The following is a 17,108-nucleotide window of genomic DNA, read 5'->3' as shown; positions in this document are numbered from 1 at the left end:
GCCGCTATGGGAGTAGATCGCCCGAAAGCTGCAAATGGTCAACAAGGGTTAACCATGATTGTTCGATCCGCGCGATCAGCCGCGTGCCCGACAGGTCGTCCGGCGCGATCTGTTCGGGCCAATAATCCGTGACGATCCGTGCGATCGCGTCCAGTTTCCCTTCATCCATTATGAAGCGCGGGTCGATCGTCGCCGGGTCCGCCACCACCCGCAATCGCAGGCAGGCCGGGCCGCCACCATTGGCCATGGACTGGCGCACATCCACCGGCACCAGCCGCCGGATTGGCCAGTTGCCTGCCACCATCTGCTCCAGCCATTGCCACACCGCCGGGGTCTCCTGCGCCTCGGTCGGCAGGATCAACGCCATGCCGCCATCGGGCAGCGTCACCAGTTGCGCGTTGAACAGATAGGATTTGATCGCATCGGCCAGGCTGACGGCGCTCGCTGGCACCTCGACAATCTCGACACCGGGCATCGCCGCGCGCAAATCGGCATATAAGCCTGCCTTGTCGGCAAAGGCCATTTCATGCGCGAACAATACCCGCTCATTGGCGACCGCCACGACGTCATTGTGAAACGCCCCCGCCGCAATCGCCTCCTCGGACTGCTCGACAAACAAGGTCCGCGCCGGGTCCAGCCCATGCAGCCGCGCCACTGCCTTGCTCGCCTCAAGATGCTGGCGCGCGGGGAAGGGGCCACCGGACCGACCATAGACGAATATCTCAACCCCCGCTGCGCCATGATGGTCGCACAACCGCATATGATTGGCCGCGCCCTCGTCGCCAAAGGGCGCAGGCACCGGCGCATGGACGGCAAAGGCGCGCGGATCGGAAAAGGCGACCCGCAACTGCGCCAGCGTCTGCGGCCATTCATGGCTGCGATGCGGCATGGTGACCAGATTGGCGACGGTCAGGTGAGTCCGCCCGTCGGCGGTATCGCTGGCGGGCGATACCGTTGCCGCATTGGCCGCCCACATGGAGGACGCCGACATCGCCGCCGCCCGAATATGCGGCTCAGCCGCGCCAATATCCGTCCCCAACTGCGCCAGCCAGCTCATGTCGGGTCGCCATTGCGGCAGGAACATCCCCTGCGCCAGCCCCAGCCGGATATTGCCGCGCATCTTCTCGATACCCTGCAAAGCCGCCGCGCGCGGATAGGCGACCGCGCCTGCATTACGGGATGAAGCCAGGTTGCCCAGGCTGAGGCCTGCATAATTATGGCTCGGCCCGATCAGCCCGTCGAAGTTGATCTCGGTAACGCTCATGCCCGTTCCGCCATGGTGAAGCTCTGCCCCGGTTCCAGATGCAGCCGCGCCGCGCTCACCGCGTCGAGCGACACTTCGCCACCCTCATCCTCGACGACGAAGCCATAGGTGCAGCGATAGTCGGCCAGCGCGCCGGTCGACACGAGCATCTTGACGCCGCCCTTTTCATGGCAGGATGACAGATTGACGTCACGCGCTGCCGCGATCGTTTTGAGCTGGTCGATCTGCCCCACCATCGTCGGCCCGCCATCGAAAATATCGACATAGCCGGCATTGATGAACCCCTCCGTCTCCAGCATTCGCATCGCCGCGCGGCCATTGGGGTGGGGCAGGCCGATGACGGCGCGGGCGCTGTCGGTCAGCATCGCGGTATAGATGGGCGTCTTGGGCATCAGGTCGGCGATGAACTGGTTGCCGTTCACCGCGTTAAACTCGTCCGCCTCCTGAAAATTCATGCCGAAAAAGCGCCCGGCCAGCCCATCCCAGAAGGGCGACCCACCCGCCTCGTCGATCACGCCCCGCAATTCCGCGATGATCCGGTCGCCAAAGCGCGCCCTATGCCCGCGAATATAGAGATAGCGGCTGCGCGCCAGCAGCAGCCCCAGCCCTTCGGCCCGCTCGCGCGGATGCAGAAACAGCCCGCCCACCTCGGTCGATCCCTCCAGATCGGTGGTCAGCGACAGCATCTGCGCCCGGAACGTCCGCGCCAGCTCCCGGCTATGTTGGGTCAGCACGCCCAGCCGATAGGAGTAAAAGGGCCAGCTCTGCCCCACGGTCGAGAAAATCTGGCAGGTGCCGCGCACCTGTCCGGTCTCGGTATTTTCCAGCACCAACACGATCAGCTCGTCCTTGATGCCCTCGCCAGTGCGGGTCAGCGCCGCCTGCGTCCGCTCCAGCTTGGCGGCCAGCGCCTTGCGATCGGGGGGCAGGTTGGTGAAGCCGCCACCGGTCAGCTTGGCCATCTCATACAATGTCTGCAAATCGTCCGCGCGTGCGGTGCGCATGATGAAGCTCAAGCGATCATCCCCTCTCTTTTATATTGTCCCTGCGCGATCCGCAGCAGCGCCAGCGCGGACAGCTGCGCCCGTTCAGCCAGGCTGTCGGTCAACAGAAACTCCGCGTCGCTATGGATGCTGCCCCCGCGCGCGCCCATCGTATCGACCACCGGCACGCCGCACGCCGCGATATTATTACCGTCGCACACACCGCCGGTATCGCGCCAGCCGATCGGCAGCCCCAGTTCCGCGCCGCATCGCCGCACCAGATCGAACAGCGCCAGCGCCTTGGCGTCCATCGGTTTGGGCGGACGGCCAAAGCCGCCATGGTAATGCAGGCTGACGTCATGGTCGCGCGCCACATCCGCTATCATCCGGTCCAGCAGCGCCCGTGCAGCGACCTCGTCGGCTGGCGTCGTCGGCCGGAAATTCACCCGCAACACCGCATGGTCTGGCACGACATTGTTCGGTCCGCCGCCGTCAATCTTCGCCGGATTGCAGGAAAAACCCTTGCCGCTCGCCGCCTTCAGCCGCAGCGCCAGATCCGCCGCCGCCAGCAGCGCGTTGCGCCCGTCATCCGGGTTCCGTCCGGCATGGGCGCTGCGCCCGGTGACGATGATCGAGAAATTGCCGCTCCCCGCCCGCGCGCCCGCCAGCGTGCCATCGGGCAGCGCGGGTTCATAGGTGAAGGCGGCCAGCTTGCCCGTTGCTACCTGCCTTAGCAGTGCGGCCGAGGAGGGGCTGCCCACTTCCTCGTCGCTGTTGATGACGACATCATAGCCCAGCTTTGCCGCCTCGCCCGATCCCTCGAACGCGCACAGCGCCGCCAGCATCACCGCCAGCCCGCCTTTCATGTCCGCAACCCCCGGCCCGTTCAGCACGCCCGGCTCCAGCCAGCGCAGCGTCTGGAACGGATGGTCAACGCCGAAAACCGTATCCATGTGCCCGGTCAGCAGCAGCCGCACCGGCGCGTCCGGCCGAACCGACAGATGCAGGTGCCGACCGGATTCGATGCTGTTGATCCGCCCATCGGCCGCGACCGTCTCGACCGGCGCGGCCTCCACCAGCTGCAATTCGCCCGGCAGCACGGCAAAAGCATCCGCCAGCAACCGCGCCATCACGCCCAGCCCGTCCAGATTGCGCGACCCGCTGTTGATGGCGGCCCAGGCCTGCACCTGCGCCAGCATTGGTGCCCCCGCCGCATGGTCCAGCAAAGTTTGATCGAGCGATGATAAAAGCGTCATCCCGCCGGGTCTATCAGACCCCGCGCCGCGCCTCCACCCCTCTGACAGCGTAGTCATTCTCCAATCCGTTCGTTGCGAGCGAAGTCGAGAAACGCCGCGCACAGGTTTCTCGACTTCGCTCGAAACGAACGGAGGTTGGGCATCATTCCAACTCTATTGGCCGCTAAAAATCATAACTCAACGTCACCCGGCTGAGTGTGTTGAAATTGCGCGACGACAGCAGAGTCTCCGACTCATATTGCACGTTGTAGGACAGGGCGGCCGACCATCGCGTCGCCACCTTCGTCTCCATCGACGTCAGCGCATTGAGCGAATAGACGTCGCTCTCGGCATAGCCCGCCGCCGTCTGCTTGAAGGTCAAGGTCGGACTGGCGCGCCAGGTCAGCGCCATGGATCCACGCGCGCCCAGCTTGGTTTCCCGCACCCCGATCAGATATTTGGCGTGCCGCACCGATGGGCCGATATCGACCAGCAGGTCGACCGGCTTGCTGACGATCAGCTTGTAACCCACGCCGACCGACGCGGTGTAGCGCTCGTCATAGCCGATCGACGTATCCCGCTCGAACTGCGCCAGCCCATAGGCAAAGCCGCGCGGGTCGAACTGAAACTTCGGTTCATAGCCAGCAAAATAGCGTTCGCGCGACGTCACGCCATTGGCCCGGCGATAATCGGCAGCGGCGCTCAGCTTGTGCGACCATTGGATGCCGTTGCGGGTGGCGGTGGCCGACGCGCTGATCCCGATTTCGCTGGTGGAGCCGGTCGATCGAAACCCGCCTGCCTCGACCCGCCCGGTCCATAATTCGGTAAAGCGCGCTTCGCGAATCACCGTGTCATGGGTGGCCTTGGTCCGCTCTTTCCAGCTGTTGACCAGCCGCTGGATTTCGTCCGCCGAACCCGGATTGGTCTGGCGCGCGATCTTCGCCACGGTCGCGATATCCATCTCATTGCCATTGGCGATCGCCGCCTCCAGCATCTCCCGCACCGAAGGCGGCAACAGGGCCGGATCGGCGGCATAGGCGGGAGCGGCAAAGAGCAGGGCGAGGGGGATCAGACAAGCGCGCATGGCCTGTGTAATAGCCATTAGACCGACAATTTTAAGCCCCTAAGCGACAGACCGCTCAGATAAGTGCCCTGAACTCCTGCAAAATGTCGCGATACAGCTTGCGCTTGAACGGCACGATCAACTCCGGCAGCGTCTCCGGGTCGGTCCAGCGCCATTCGCGAAATTCGGGATGCTTGGTCTGGATGTTGATATGCTCATCCTGCCCCAGAAAGCGGGCGAGGAACCAGAACTGGCGCTGTCCGCGATATTTGCCGCCCCACAGCTTGCCGACCAGTTCGGGCGGCAGATCGTAGAAATGCTCGTCTTTGGCGGTCGCGATAATCTTCACATGATCGCTGACGATGCCGGTTTCCTCATGCAGTTCGCGCAGCGCGGCGTCCTTCGCCTCTTCGCCCTCGTCGATCCCGCCCTGCGGCATCTGCCAGGCCTCCACGACATTATCCAGCCGCTGGCCGACGAAAACCTTGCCATCCATATTGACCAGCATGATGCCGACGCAAGGCCGGTATCCACGTTCCTGTTCTTCGGGCGTCGAAGCCATTTTGTCCCCTGATTACGCTATTTTGACCGCGACATACCCCCCCCGGAGCCGCCGACATTATTCCTGCTTATTCTGCCAAGGATAGGGCGCGTGGTAGCATCCGTCCATTGATCGAATCACCCTTGGATGGATTTGATCGCCACAATTATAGCGAACTGCCTTGGCAAGATGCTTTATCGACCGCTTGGAACCCGTTCCGTCTGGCGGCATTGCTAGGCCATGACCACGCCTGTCCTGCTCTGGCTCCGCCAGGATCTTCGCCTGACCGATCAGGCCGCGCTGTTGGCAGCCATCGAAGCAGGGCCAGTAATCCCCATCTATATCCTGGACGATGACACGCCGCGCCAATGGGCGATGGGCGGTGCGTCGCGCTGGTGGTTGCACCACAGCCTGTCGCGGCTGGACGAAAGCCTGCGGGCGAAAGGATCACGCCTTATCCTGCGGCGCGGCAAGTCGGCGGAGATACTGGCGCAGATCGCCGCCCAGGTCGGTGCCGGCAGCGTCCATGCCCTCCACCATTATGAACCCTGGTGGCGCAACGCGGAAAAGGCCGTGGCCCAGACGCTCGACCTGCGCCTCCTTGACGGCGGCCTGCTTCTGCCGCCCGGCGCGGTGCGGACCGGGGGAGGGGGTATGTATCGCATCTACACGCCCTTTTCCCGCGCGGTGATGACCCATATGCCGCCGCCTGCGCCGCGCCCTGCGCCCGACCATATTCCCGCACCAGCGTCATGGCCCGACAGTGATTCGCTGGACGATTGGGGATTGCTGCCGACCAGACCCGACTGGGCGACCGGCTTTGGGCAGGACTGGACGCCGGGGGAGGCGGGGGCACAGGCCAATCTTGCCGATTTCCGCGACGAAGCACCCGACTATGCCACCGCCCGCAACCTGCCCTCGATCGAGGGAACATCGCGGCTCTCGCCTCACCTCCACTTCGGCGAAATCTCCCCGGCCACCGTGTGGCATCATGTGACAGGTTCAGATGAAGGCACAAAAATCTTCCTTAAAGAGCTGATATGGCGCGATTATGCCCATAACCAGATCGTCGGATTTCCGACCTATGGCTCTGCCAACGCCCGCGGCGAATTTGATGCGCTGCCATGGCGCGACTTGAGGGAGGCCAAGGCTGACTTCACCGCCTGGCAACAGGGCCGCACCGGCTACCCGATTGTTGACGCGGGAATGCGTCAGCTCTGGACCAGCGGCTGGATGCACAACCGCGTCCGCATGATCGCCGCCAGTTTCCTCATCAAACATTTGCTGATCGACTGGCGCCATGGTGCCAAATGGTTCTGGGACACGCTGGTGGACGCCAGCTACGCCAATAACAGCGTCAACTGGCAATGGGTCGCGGGCAGCGGGGTGGACGCCAACATGTTCGTTCGCATCATGGCCCCACTGGTCCAGTCGGAAAAATTCGACGCTGCCGCCTATATTCGGGAATGGGTGCCGGAACTCGCTGACCTGTCCGACGCCCATATCCATGATCCTGACGCCCATGGCGTCCGCCCGCGCGCCTATCCGGCCAAGATAATCGGCCATCGCGAAGGCCGAGAGCGCGCGCTGACCGCCTATCGTCACGCCAAGGGGTGATTGCAGCGCGGCGCAGCTTGATGCAAGATTGACGTCATGAATGCAGTCGATCCCCGGCGCGGCAAGCGCCCCCTGTCCGTGCGGCGTCCGCCGCGATCGGGGGCCGTCAGCGCGTTCGCCCGCATCATCGGCCCACAATTCCACCGGTTGCTCGACCGCATCGACCGGGGATTGGAGCAGGGTGCGCTCGACGTCACCCTGCCGGACGGCACCCGGCGACTGCTGGGCGGTCGCGTGCCGGGACCGGAGTGCGAGGTGCATCTGCTCCATTGGCGCGCGCTGCTGCGGCTGGCGACCGGTGGCTCGTCCGGCTGGTATCGCGCCTGGGCGGCGGGCGAATGGACCAGTCCCGACCCTGTGCCGCTCTTCGCCCTGTTCATGGCGAACGCGGTCGCGCTGGGCAAAGCCGCTCGCCCACGCGGCCCCGCCCGCTGGGCTGGACGCCTGGCCCATTGGGCGCGCCGCAACAGCCGCCGGGGATCACGCCACAACATCGCCTTCCACTATGATCTGGGCAATGATTTCTACCGCCTCTGGCTCGACCAGAATATGCATTATTCCAGTGCCTTGTTCCTTGATCCTTATAGCCGGATCGAAAGTCTGGAACAGGCGCAACGGCGCAAGGTTGACGCGATCCTCGACCGGCTGGACCTGACCGACGGCGCGTCGCTGCTGGAAATCGGCTGCGGCTGGGGCGGTCTGGCCGAACAGGCGATGGAACGCCACGCGATCGCCTACACCGGCCTCACTTTGTCCACCGAGCAGGCCGATTATGCCCGCGACCGGCTGGGATCGGGTGCGGATATCTGCCTGACGGACTATCGCGACGCGCAGGGGCAATATGACGCCATCGCCAGCGTCGAAATGGTCGAAGCGGTCGGCCAGCGCTACTGGCCCGACTATTGCGCCGCCATCCACCGCCTGCTCAAACCGGGCGGTCACGCCGCGATCCAGTATATCCTGATCGATGACGCAATCTTCGACGGCTATGCGCGCGGCGCAGACTTCATCCAGACCTATATCTTCCCCGGCGGGATGCTGCTGTCGGAAAGCCGATTTCGCGCATTGGCGGAGCAGCAGGGACTGGTCTGGCAGGACGTCCACCGCTTCGGCATCGACTATGCCGAAACCCTGCGCCGCTGGCGCGAACGTTTCGACCGTGCCATTGACGAAGGTTGGTTACCTGCCAGTTTCGACCAGCATTTCGTGGCCTTATGGCGCTTTTATCTCATCTATTGCGAAGGTGGTTTTCGCGGAGGCGGGATCGACGTGGCGCAGGTCACGCTGGTCAAACCCAGTTAAAGCGCTGCGTGTTTCCGCGAAGGCGGGAACCCAGTCCCGCCGTTCAACTGGGTTCCCGCCTGCGCGGGAACACATAGTCGCTATCCCTCAGCCCTCGACCCGCATCCGATGCCCGGTTGGCGTATCCGCCACGACCAGATCGACGATCGCGTCAGCCACAACGTCCGGTCCCTTGAGCGTCGCGGGATCTTCGCCCGGAAAGGCGCGCGCGCGCATCGCCGTGCGGGTCGCGCCCGGATCGACGATATGGGTGCGGATGGCGGAGATATTCTTCATCTCCTCGCCATAGGCTCCGACCAGCGTCTCCAGTGCCGCCTTGGACGCGCCATAGGCACCCCAATAAGCACGCGGGGTCACGACCGATGACGTAAGCGCCACCACCCGCGCATCCTTGCTCTTGCGCAGCATCCCGTCGAACGCCGCGATCAAAGCTTGCGGCGCGGCGATGTTCAGCGTCAGCAACCGCGCAAATTCCTTGGCGTCGATCGCGGGCACCGCCGCCAGCGCGCCCAGCGTCGCCGCGTTCAGCACCAATATATCGAGCGCATCCCAGCGCCCGGCAATAGCCTGCGCCAGCCTCCCGATGCTTTCCCCGTCGATCAGGTCCAGCGGCGCGATCGTCGCATGGCCGCCCGCCTTGTGGATCGCGTCCTCCACCTCTTCCAGCCCGCCGGTGGTCCGCCCGGTCAGCACGACATGCGCCCCCGCCGCCGCCAGCGCCTGCGCCGTCGCCGCGCCAATGCCACGGCTGGCCCCGGTGACAAGCGCGAGTTTGCCGGAAAGAGGAAGGGGAGAAGTGGCCATTATATATCCGTTCGTGCTGAGTAGGGGCTGAGCCTGCCGAAGCCCCGTATCGAAGCATCCTTCGATACGCCACTTCGACTTCACTCAGTGGCTACTCAGGACGAACGGTGAGGCAGGAATGAAGGGTTCAGGCGACCCGTTCCGCCAGCAATTCCAGCTGGTCGGTGACCACCACATCATCCTGGTCGGTCAGCGTGGTGGGATAGTCGCCGGTGAAGCAGGCATCGCAATATTGCGGCCGCCCGTCGGCGCGCTTGACTTCGCCCAGCGCCTTGTACAGGCCGTCGATCGAGATGAAGGACAGGCTGTCGGCATGGATGAAATCCTGCATCCCGCCCACGTCCAGCTTGTGCGCCAGCAATTTGGTGCGTTCGGGCGTGTCGACGCCATAGAAGCAGCTATGCTTGGTCGGCGGCGACGCGATCCGCATATGCACCTCGGCTGCGCCCGCCTCGCGCATCATCTGCACGATCTTGAGGCTCGTCGTCCCGCGCACGATCGAATCGTCGATCAGCACGATCTTCTTGCCCTGGATCAGCGCGCGATTGGCATTATGCTTCAGCTTCACGCCCAGATGGCGGACCTTGTCGCCCGGCTGGATGAAGGTGCGGCCGATATAGTGGGACCGGATGATGCCCAGCTCGAACGGAATGCCCGATTGCTGGGCATAGCCGATCGCGGCAGGCACGCCGCTGTCAGGCACCGGAATGACATAATCCGCCTCGACCGGATTTTCGATCGCCAGCTGCGCGCCGATCGCCTTGCGGACCGAATAGACGCTGGACCCGTCGACGATCGAATCGGGACGGCTGAAATAGACATGCTCAAAAATGCAGGGGCGCGGATGCACGTCGCCAAAAGGACGATGCGACCGGATTTCGCCTGCATTGGTCACGATCACCAGTTCGCCCGGATCGATCGAACGGATATAGTCCGCCCCCACCACATCGAACGCGACCGTTTCCGACGCGAACATGATGGTATCGCCCAGCTTCCCCATCACCAGCGGTCGGATGCCCAGCGGATCGCGGCAGGCGATCATGCCTTCGGGCGTCATGACGATCAGCGAATAGGCACCCTCAACCTGCTTCAACGCATCGATGAACTTGTCGAGCAGGGTACGATAGCTGGACGTTGCAACCAGATGGATGATCACTTCGGTGTCAGACGTCGACTGGAAGATCGACCCGCGCCGAATCAGCTCCCGCCGCACCTTCATCGCGTTGGAGATATTGCCATTATGGGCAACGGCGAATCCGCCGGAATTGAGTTCCGCATAGAGCGGCTGGACGTTGCGCAGCGAAGTCTCGCCCGTGGTCGAATAACGCACATGGCCGCAGGCGGAACCGCCCGGCAGGCCGCGAATCACCTCGTCCCTGTCGAAATTGCCCGCGACATGGCCCATCGCCCGGTGGGTATGGAAATCATGCCCGTCCCAGCTGGTGATGCCGGCAGCTTCCTGCCCCCGATGCTGGAGGGCATGAAGGCCTAGCGCAACGATGGCAGAGGCTGTGTCAGCGCCGGAAACGCCAAAAATGCCGCATTCTTCGCGCAACTTGTCGTCGTCGAAAGGGTTGGTCGTGATCATGGGTGTGAGCGGGTCCATAGCCGATCTGTCCGACCGCAGGGGCCGGGCTTTGGCGCGCATATAGTCACTCTCGTCCCGTTTGTCGCCCTCCTGTAACAAAAAAGCGTGCCAGGCCGTTCCTTTACCGATCCCGGTGGGGCGAAACGGCCTGACAGGGCTTTACCGTCAGAGCGAAATCAGCCAGCCAGCCGCCGCGCCGCCAGCCAATATGGCGGGCGTGACCCACGCGCCCTTGACCCGCCAGGCGACGACAAGGGCGAGGGCGAACAACGCCGCTGCGATCAGTAGATTATCCACGCGCGCGGCTGTCGCCATCGCCAGCTGTGCAAAGGTCGCCGCAATGATTCCCACCACCGCCGCCGCCACGCCGGTCAGCAGCCGATGCAAGGTCGGATTGGCGACGACCGCCTCCAGCCGCTCGAAAAAGAGTATCGAGAAGGCGAAAGCAGGCAGGAACATGCCCGCCGTCACGGCCAGCGCACCCAGCGGTCCGCCCGCCACATAGCCCACAAAGGTCGCAAAGATCACCAACGGCGCAGGCAGCACCCCTGCCAATGCAATCCCGTCCAGAAACGCCGAATCGCTGATCCACCCGCGCCCGACCGTGTCGGCCCGCACATAGGGGATCGCCGTGTAAGCCCCACCAAAGGTCAGCAGTCCGCCCTTCAGCCCGGCAATGAACAGCATCGCCAGCGTTGCGGGCGCGTGCGTGACGATCGGTCCCGCCGCACCCGTCGTTCCCACGAAATACTGCACGATCATCGCGCCCAATATCGGCGCCAGCAGAACCAGAACAGCCACGAAGGGCCGCTCCGCCGCCGCATAGGCCAGTCCTCCGGCCAGCAGGATGATCCAGAATGGCACCGCCATCAGCGTCGCGATCAGCGCCACCACGGCTATGCCGGCCAGCAGACTGTCCTCGATAATATGCTGGCCGATCCGCACCACCGCCCGCGCAATTACCGCCAGCACGACGATCTGCACGCCAAGCAGCACACCGGTCAGCCCAACATGCCCCGCGATCCAGCCGACATAGAGCCAGCCCGCAATCATCATCAGCGCCAGCCCCGGCAGCATGAATCCCAGCCCTGCGAGCAATCCGCCGATGCGTCCGCGCGCCATCATCCCCAAATGGACGCACAGTTCGTGCGCTTCGGGTCCAGGCAACACCTGCAACACTGCCAGCAACCGGTTGAAGCGCGCAGGCGCGATCCAGCGTTCCTCCTCGACCAGCGCCTGGCGCACCATCGCAATCTGCGCCACCGGCCCGCCAAAGGCGAGCGCGCCGAAACGCAGGAATTTCAGGAACAATCCGATCAGGCTGATCGGCGGCGGTCGGGTGGTATCCATCGGGTCGGTCATCAAAGCGCTCCTGACGCCGCAGGCACGGCGAAGGGAACGGACTTGGACGGGACCCCGTCTGACCGGGCGTCCGTGTTGGCCCGATAAACCAGGCTATCGACGAAGGCAGCAGGCGATGTCAATATCGTCCCGGCACCGGCCACATCCAATCTTACTTCCCCATCCATCGGCCCGTCCATCGGCAAAATGCCCTACTGGCCATGCCGCGCCCGCGCGGCTAAAGACGCAGCCCTGATGCATCGTTTCGCCAATCCCGCCCGCTTCCTTAAGATCGCCCGGCCGCTCACCGGCTGGCTGTTCTGGTCCGGTCTCGTCCTGCTGCTGGCGGGCTGCACCTGCGGTCTTTTCGTGACGCCCGCCGACTATCTTCAGGGGCAGACGGTGCGCATCCTCTATATCCATGTCCCCGCCGCCTGGCTGGGGATGGCGGGCTGGACCGGCATCGCTGTCTCGGCGCTGATGCAGCTTGTCTGGCGGCACCCGCTCGCCGCCGTCGCGGGCCGCGCCATCGCAGCGCCGGGCGCATTGTTCACCGCCATCTGCCTCGCCACCGGATCGATCTGGGGCCGTCCGACTTGGGGGACATGGTGGGAATGGGACGGGCGCATGACCTCCATGCTCGTGCTGCTCTTTCTCTATTTGGGCTATATCGCCCTGGCCAACGCCAGCGCGCGTCAGGGTGCAGGGCAGGGCGGCGTCAGCAACGTCACCGCCATTTTCGGCCTGGTCGGCGCGATCAACATCCCGATCATCAACCGATCGGTCGTCTGGTGGAACAGTCTGCATCAGGGACCGTCCATCACCTTGCGCGGCTCCAGCATCGACATGGCCCTGCTCTGGCCGCTGGGCCTGACGCTGCTCGGCTTTTCCCTCTGGTTCGGTGCGATCGTGCTGATGCGGATGCGGGCGATATTGGCACAAAATAAGGTCGAGGCGCGGATGCAGCGTCTCGCAAGAGGATAGCCCCATGCACCAATGGACCTTCGTCATCGCCGCCTATGCGGTGACCTTGCTGGGAACAGCGGCGGTCAGCCTGATCAGCTGGCGCGCCATGCACCGCGCTGAGGCTCAGGCCGAAACATTGGCGAACCGTCCATGAAAGCCAAGCATCAAAGGTTGATCCTGGCGCTCGTCGCGCTGGCTGCGCTGATCGGCGCGGGCCTGCTCGCCGCCTCCGCGCTCAAGGACGAAGCCGCCTATTTCTACGCGCCCGGCGACGTCAAGGCCAAGGGCGTGGAACCGGGCAAGGCGATCCGCCTCGGCGGCATGGTGGTCAAGGGCAGCCTGAAACGCGCGGCCGATGGCGTCACCATGTTCTTCGACGTCACCGACGGCAAAGCCACCGTCCCCGCCACCTTCAGCGGCATCGCGCCCGACCTGTTCAAGGAAGGCAGCGGCGTCGTCGCCGAAGGATCGTTCGACGCCAAAGGCACCTTCATCGCCACCAACCTGCTCGCCAAGCATGACGAACGCTACATGCCCCGCGAACTGGAAGGCATGAGCTACAATGAAACCACCCGGCAATTGCAGGTGGATCAGTGAGGCAAAGCACCCCGCTTCGTCATGCTGAACTTGTTTCAGCATCCATTCGCTCTCCCTTGGTGAGCGTGCGCAACCTTGCGGCAATGGATCCTGACTTTCGTCAGGATGACGAACTTTGCGGATCATCCCCTTACCGTCATCCCCGCGAAGGCGGGGATGCATCTCCCAACCGTTACGTATGGGCGATGAGGAAGGGTAGTCATGCCAGTGAAGTGAACCGGGAAAGCACCACATGATCGCTGAAACCGGCCTCGCCGCGCTCTGGCTTGCCGCGTCCCTCGCGCTGCTCCAGCTTGTCCTCGCCTTCGTCGGCCTCAAGGGCAACAAGCCCGACCTGCTCGCCGCCGTCCGCCCCGCCGCCGTGGCGCAGGGCGTCCTGACCGCGATCGCTTTTGCCCTGCTCATCACCCTCTTCATGCGCTCCGACATGTCGGTGCTGCTGGTCGCGACCAACAGCCATTCGGCCAAGCCCTGGCTCTACAAATTCGCCGGGACGTGGGGCAATCATGAAGGCTCGATGCTGCTCTGGGTCACAGTCATGGGCGTAGCAGGCGCCGCCGTCGCCCTGTTCGAGCGCGCCCTGCGCCGCGACACCCATATGGCAACATTGGGCGGGCAGGCCGCGATCAGCCTGGGCTTCTACGCCTTCCTGCTCTTCTCCTCCAACCCCTTCGCCCGCATCGACCCCGCACCAGCGGACGGGCAGGGGCTTAATCCCCTGCTGCAAGACCCCGGCCTGGCCTTCCATCCGCCCACCCTCTATTTGGGCTATGTCGGCTTGTCCGTCGCCTTCTCCTTCGCCATCGGCGCGCTGCTGACGCGGCAGGTGGACGCATCCTTTGCCCGCGCGATGCGGCCATGGGTACTGGGGGCTTGGGTTTTGCTGACGCTCGGCATCACCGCAGGCAGCTACTGGGCCTATTATGAGCTGGGCTGGGGCGGCTGGTGGTTCTGGGATCCGGTCGAAAATGCCTCGCTGATGCCCTGGCTGGCCGCGACCGCCTTGCTCCACAGCGTGACCGTGCTGGCCACCCGCGACGCGCTGCGCGCCTGGACGGTCATGCTGGCCGTGGTCGCTTTCTCCATGTCGATGGTCGGCACCTTCCTCGTCCGCTCCGGCATCCTGACGAGCGTCCACGCCTTCGCTGTCGATCCGACACGGGGCAGCTTCATCCTCGGTCTGCTCGCCCTCTATATCGGCGGCGCGCTGGCCCTGTTCGGCTGGCGCATCGGTGCCGTCCGCGAAGGCGCGCCCTTCGAACTGGTCAGCCGTGAGACGATGCTGGTGATCAACAACCTGCTGCTCACTGTCATTTTGGGCCTCGTCCTGATCGGTACTCTCTATCCGCTGATGACCGAAGCCTTCGGTCACAAAGTCTCGGTCGGTGCGCCCTATTTCGATCGGATCGCCGGACCGATCGCGCTGGCACTGATGATCGCCATGGCCGCAGGCCCGCTGGTCCGCTGGCGCAAGGACCAGACAAGGGCGGTTACCAAACGTTTGTTAATCCCGCTCGGAATCGCTTTACTATTGTCCAGCTTAGTGTCGGCTTTGGCCTGGGGCCGCATCGGCATCCTCCCATTCCTCGGCCTCGTCATCGCCGGATCGGTGGGTGTCGCCAGCCTCGCGCCCCTGTGGAAACGCAACCTGCGCCGCACCCCGCTCTTCACCTATGGTATGGTTATCGCCCATCTGGGCTGCGCCGTCAGTCTGGGCGGCATGGCCAGCGACTCCGCCTTCACCGTCGAAAAATTGGTGGCCGCCAGACCCGGCGACACGATCCAGACCGCAGGCTGGCAGCTTCGCTTCCTCCAGATTCAGCCCATTGCGGGCGACAACTGGACCGCGCTGCAAGCCGACATGGAAGTCCGCCGCAACGGCGCGCCCGTCACCATCCACCCCCAGTCCCGCTTCTTCGCCTCGCCCCCCACCTCGACCAGCGAAGCCGCTTTGCTGACCCGCTGGGATGGCCAGCTCTACGTCGTGCTGGGTGAGGAAGTGGAGGGTGGCCGCTGGCAGCTGCGCATCTGGTGGAAGCCCTTTGTCACGCTCATCTGGCTCGGCGGTATCATGATCGCGCTGGGCGGCGCGCTGGCCCTGCTGGGTCGCGAACGGCGCGGCTGGCTGATGAAATGGCGGGCGAGGGCGGCGGCATGAGGACGTTGCTTATCTGGCTCCCGCTTGCCCTGTTCCTGGGTTTCATCGCTCTGTTCGCGAGCGGCTTGTTCCAGCCTGACGACCGCATCATTCACTCGCGCCTTGTCGGCCAGCCGCTCCCGGCCTTCACCCTGCCCGCCGCCGCCAGCGACCGCCCACCGCTTGCCAGCAGCCAGCTTGCCACTGGCCAGCCGCGCCTGCTCAATATCTTCGCCAGCTGGTGCGTCCCCTGCGCCGCCGAAGCGCCCCAGCTCGACGCGCTCAAGGCCGCCGGCGCGCAGATCGACGCCATCGCCATCCGCGACGCCCGGCCCGATGTCGATGCCTTCCTGAAACGCAACGGCAATCCCTATGCCCGCATCGGCCTCGACGCCCGCAGCGAAGTGCAGATCGCGCTCGGCTCTTCGGGTGTCCCCGAAACCTTCGTCATCGATGGCGAAGGCCGCATCGCCTATCAGCATATCGGCGAAATCCGCGCCGATGATGTCCCGATGATCCTCGATCGGCTGAGGGCCGCGCAATGAAGCTGATCCTTCTCCTCTTCGCGCTGATCGCAACCCCGCTGGCCGCCCAGACCGCGCTCCCGCCCGCGCCCTATGCCGACCAGCAGCTCGCCGACCCGGCACTGGAGCGCAAGGCCAAGGCACTGATGGAAACCATCCGTTGCCTGACCTGCCAGAGCCAGTCGATCGCCGACAGCAATGCCAGCATGGCCGGCGACATGCGCTCGCAAATCCGCGAACGGATCATGGCAGGCGAACAGCCCGAAGCGATCCGCGCCTGGCTGATCGCCCGCTATGGCGACTGGGTCAGCTACGAACCGACTGCCGCGCCGATCCTCTGGCCTCTCTGGGCCGCGCCGCTCGTGCTGCTGGGGCTGGGCGTCCTGCTGCTGCGTGGCCGAATCAAGCGAAAGGCGCGATCATCATGACCGGCTGGTTCCTTGCCTTTGGCCTGGCTGCCCTGGCCTTCCTCGCCATGCTGCTCATCGGCCGCATCCCGCGATCGGCGCGCGAAATCAGTGCCGCCGCGCTGTTGCTCGGCCTTGCGGGCTATGCCTGGCAGGGCAATCCGGGCCTGGCTGGCGCGCCGCGTTCCATCAAGCAGGTCGAAGAACCTTTCGACGAGAAGCTGGCCGAACAACGGCGCGGCCTTGCCGAACGCTACGGCCCCGCCGGGCAATGGCTGGTCATGTCCGATGGGCTGGGGCGGCAGGGCAAGACCAAGGAGTCGGCCAATATCCTGCTGGCCGGCCTTCGCCAGACGCCCAATGACGCCAATCTCTGGCTGGGCCTTGGCAATGCGCTGGTCTCCCATGCCGATGGTGTGGTGTCGCCCGGAGCGGACTTTGCCTATCGCCGCGCACTTACGCTCGATCCCGATGGACCCGCGCCCCGCTATTTTTACGGCCTCGCCCTTGCCCGCAACGGTCAGTTACAGGCCGCGCGTGACCTTTGGGCACCCCTTGCCGTCGTTACGCCGCCGGGCAGTGCGATCAGGATGGAACTGGAAGCCAATATCGCGCGTATCGATTCGCTGCTGGCGGCAGGCGGTCCTACCCGTCCATGATCAGCCATAAGGCCGCATTGCGTGGCCATGGGAGCCGTGATAGGGCGCGGCGGCTTGCGGGGGTGGCGGAATGTTCCGTG

Annotated in this window: 17 protein-coding genes; 9 read left to right on the top strand and 8 right to left on the bottom strand. The window is 64.5% G+C overall.

Annotated elements, in window-relative coordinates; genetic code table 11:
* Nucleotides 1-4: 4 nt before the first annotated feature.
* From D0Z70_RS10135 to D0Z70_RS10115, 5 genes are all read right to left on the bottom strand, one after another.
* Nucleotides 5-1,264, bottom strand: a complete 1,260-nt coding sequence (locus tag D0Z70_RS10135; RefSeq protein WP_119745951.1) for an N-succinylarginine dihydrolase — start codon at nt 1,262-1,264, stop codon at nt 5-7.
* Nucleotides 1,261-2,280 carry an arginine N-succinyltransferase gene (locus D0Z70_RS10130; protein WP_182913918.1) on the bottom strand — a complete coding sequence of 340 codons (1,020 nt, stop codon included), beginning with the start codon at nt 2,278-2,280 and terminating at the stop codon, nt 1,261-1,263. The genes D0Z70_RS10135 and D0Z70_RS10130 overlap by 4 nt, the downstream gene beginning before the upstream one ends.
* Entirely contained in the window at nt 2,277-3,503 is a 1,227-nt protein-coding gene (locus tag D0Z70_RS10125) for a hydrolase (RefSeq protein WP_119745950.1), read from the bottom strand. The genes D0Z70_RS10130 and D0Z70_RS10125 overlap by 4 nt, the downstream gene beginning before the upstream one ends.
* A 163-nt stretch (nt 3,504-3,666) precedes the next feature.
* A complete protein-coding gene (locus tag D0Z70_RS10120; protein ID WP_119745948.1) occupies nt 3,667-4,566 on the bottom strand; it encodes a DUF481 domain-containing protein in 900 nt (299 codons plus the stop codon).
* Nucleotides 4,567-4,621: 55 nt separating this feature from the next.
* Nucleotides 4,622-5,107 carry an RNA pyrophosphohydrolase gene (locus D0Z70_RS10115; protein ID WP_119745946.1) on the bottom strand — a complete coding sequence of 162 codons (486 nt, stop codon included), beginning with the start codon at nt 5,105-5,107 and terminating at the stop codon, nt 4,622-4,624.
* Nucleotides 5,108-5,326: 219 nt separating this feature from the next.
* Here D0Z70_RS10115 and D0Z70_RS10110 point away from each other — a divergent pair, with 219 nt between their 5' ends.
* The gene (locus tag D0Z70_RS10110) at nt 5,327-6,703 is read left to right on the top strand and encodes a cryptochrome/photolyase family protein (protein WP_119745944.1); all 1,377 of its coding nucleotides are present in this window, start codon (nt 5,327-5,329) and stop codon (nt 6,701-6,703) included.
* Nucleotides 6,704-6,739: 36 nt separating this feature from the next.
* A complete protein-coding gene (locus tag D0Z70_RS10105; protein WP_119745941.1) occupies nt 6,740-8,005 on the top strand; it encodes an SAM-dependent methyltransferase in 1,266 nt (421 codons plus the stop codon).
* 87 nt (nt 8,006-8,092) lie between these two features.
* Here D0Z70_RS10105 and D0Z70_RS10100 read toward each other — a convergent pair whose 3' ends face one another.
* From D0Z70_RS10100 to chrA, 3 genes are all read right to left on the bottom strand, one after another.
* On the bottom strand, nt 8,093-8,809 hold the full coding sequence (locus D0Z70_RS10100; protein ID WP_119745939.1) for an SDR family NAD(P)-dependent oxidoreductase: 717 nt from the start codon (nt 8,807-8,809) through the stop codon (nt 8,093-8,095).
* Between the two features lie 127 nt (nt 8,810-8,936).
* Complete coding sequence (gene purF / locus D0Z70_RS10095) at nt 8,937-10,415, bottom strand: amidophosphoribosyltransferase (RefSeq protein WP_119745937.1); 1,479 nt, start codon at nt 10,413-10,415, stop codon at nt 8,937-8,939.
* Between the two features lie 147 nt (nt 10,416-10,562).
* Nucleotides 10,563-11,759 carry a chromate efflux transporter gene (gene chrA, locus D0Z70_RS10090; protein WP_119745935.1) on the bottom strand — a complete coding sequence of 399 codons (1,197 nt, stop codon included), beginning with the start codon at nt 11,757-11,759 and terminating at the stop codon, nt 10,563-10,565.
* A 234-nt stretch (nt 11,760-11,993) separates the two neighbouring features.
* Between chrA and ccmC the strand changes: the two genes are divergently transcribed.
* From ccmC to D0Z70_RS10055, 7 genes are all read left to right on the top strand, one after another.
* A complete protein-coding gene (ccmC, locus tag D0Z70_RS10080; protein WP_119745930.1) occupies nt 11,994-12,722 on the top strand; it encodes a heme ABC transporter permease CcmC in 729 nt (242 codons plus the stop codon).
* A 4-nt stretch (nt 12,723-12,726) separates the two neighbouring features.
* Nucleotides 12,727-12,858, top strand: coding sequence for a hypothetical protein (locus tag D0Z70_RS25660; protein ID WP_275402211.1), 132 nt, complete (start codon nt 12,727-12,729; stop codon nt 12,856-12,858).
* Nucleotides 12,855-13,301, top strand: coding sequence for a cytochrome c maturation protein CcmE (gene ccmE / locus D0Z70_RS10075; RefSeq protein ID WP_119745928.1), 447 nt, complete (start codon nt 12,855-12,857; stop codon nt 13,299-13,301). Before D0Z70_RS25660 ends, ccmE begins: the two co-directional genes overlap by 4 nt.
* A gap of 232 nt (nt 13,302-13,533) precedes the next feature.
* Nucleotides 13,534-15,459: a heme lyase CcmF/NrfE family subunit gene (locus D0Z70_RS10070; RefSeq protein ID WP_119745926.1), complete on the top strand. Its 1,926-nt coding sequence runs from the start codon at nt 13,534-13,536 to the stop codon at nt 15,457-15,459.
* Entirely contained in the window at nt 15,456-15,983 is a 528-nt protein-coding gene (locus tag D0Z70_RS10065) for a redoxin family protein (RefSeq protein ID WP_182913917.1), read from the top strand. The genes D0Z70_RS10070 and D0Z70_RS10065 overlap by 4 nt, the downstream gene beginning before the upstream one ends.
* Nucleotides 15,980-16,390 (top strand): cytochrome c-type biogenesis protein, encoded by a 411-nt coding sequence (locus tag D0Z70_RS10060; RefSeq protein ID WP_119745922.1) that lies wholly within the window; start codon nt 15,980-15,982, stop codon nt 16,388-16,390. The genes D0Z70_RS10065 and D0Z70_RS10060 overlap by 4 nt, the downstream gene beginning before the upstream one ends.
* The gene (locus D0Z70_RS10055) at nt 16,387-17,028 is read left to right on the top strand and encodes a tetratricopeptide repeat protein (protein ID WP_119745920.1); all 642 of its coding nucleotides are present in this window, start codon (nt 16,387-16,389) and stop codon (nt 17,026-17,028) included. The genes D0Z70_RS10060 and D0Z70_RS10055 overlap by 4 nt, the downstream gene beginning before the upstream one ends.
* The last annotated feature ends 80 nt before the right edge of the window (nt 17,029-17,108 follow it).

The organism is Sphingobium terrigena (assembly GCF_003591655.1).
Taxonomy (GTDB): domain Bacteria; phylum Pseudomonadota; class Alphaproteobacteria; order Sphingomonadales; family Sphingomonadaceae; genus Sphingobium; species Sphingobium terrigena.
This window is presented reverse-complemented; position numbering and strand designations above follow the sequence as displayed.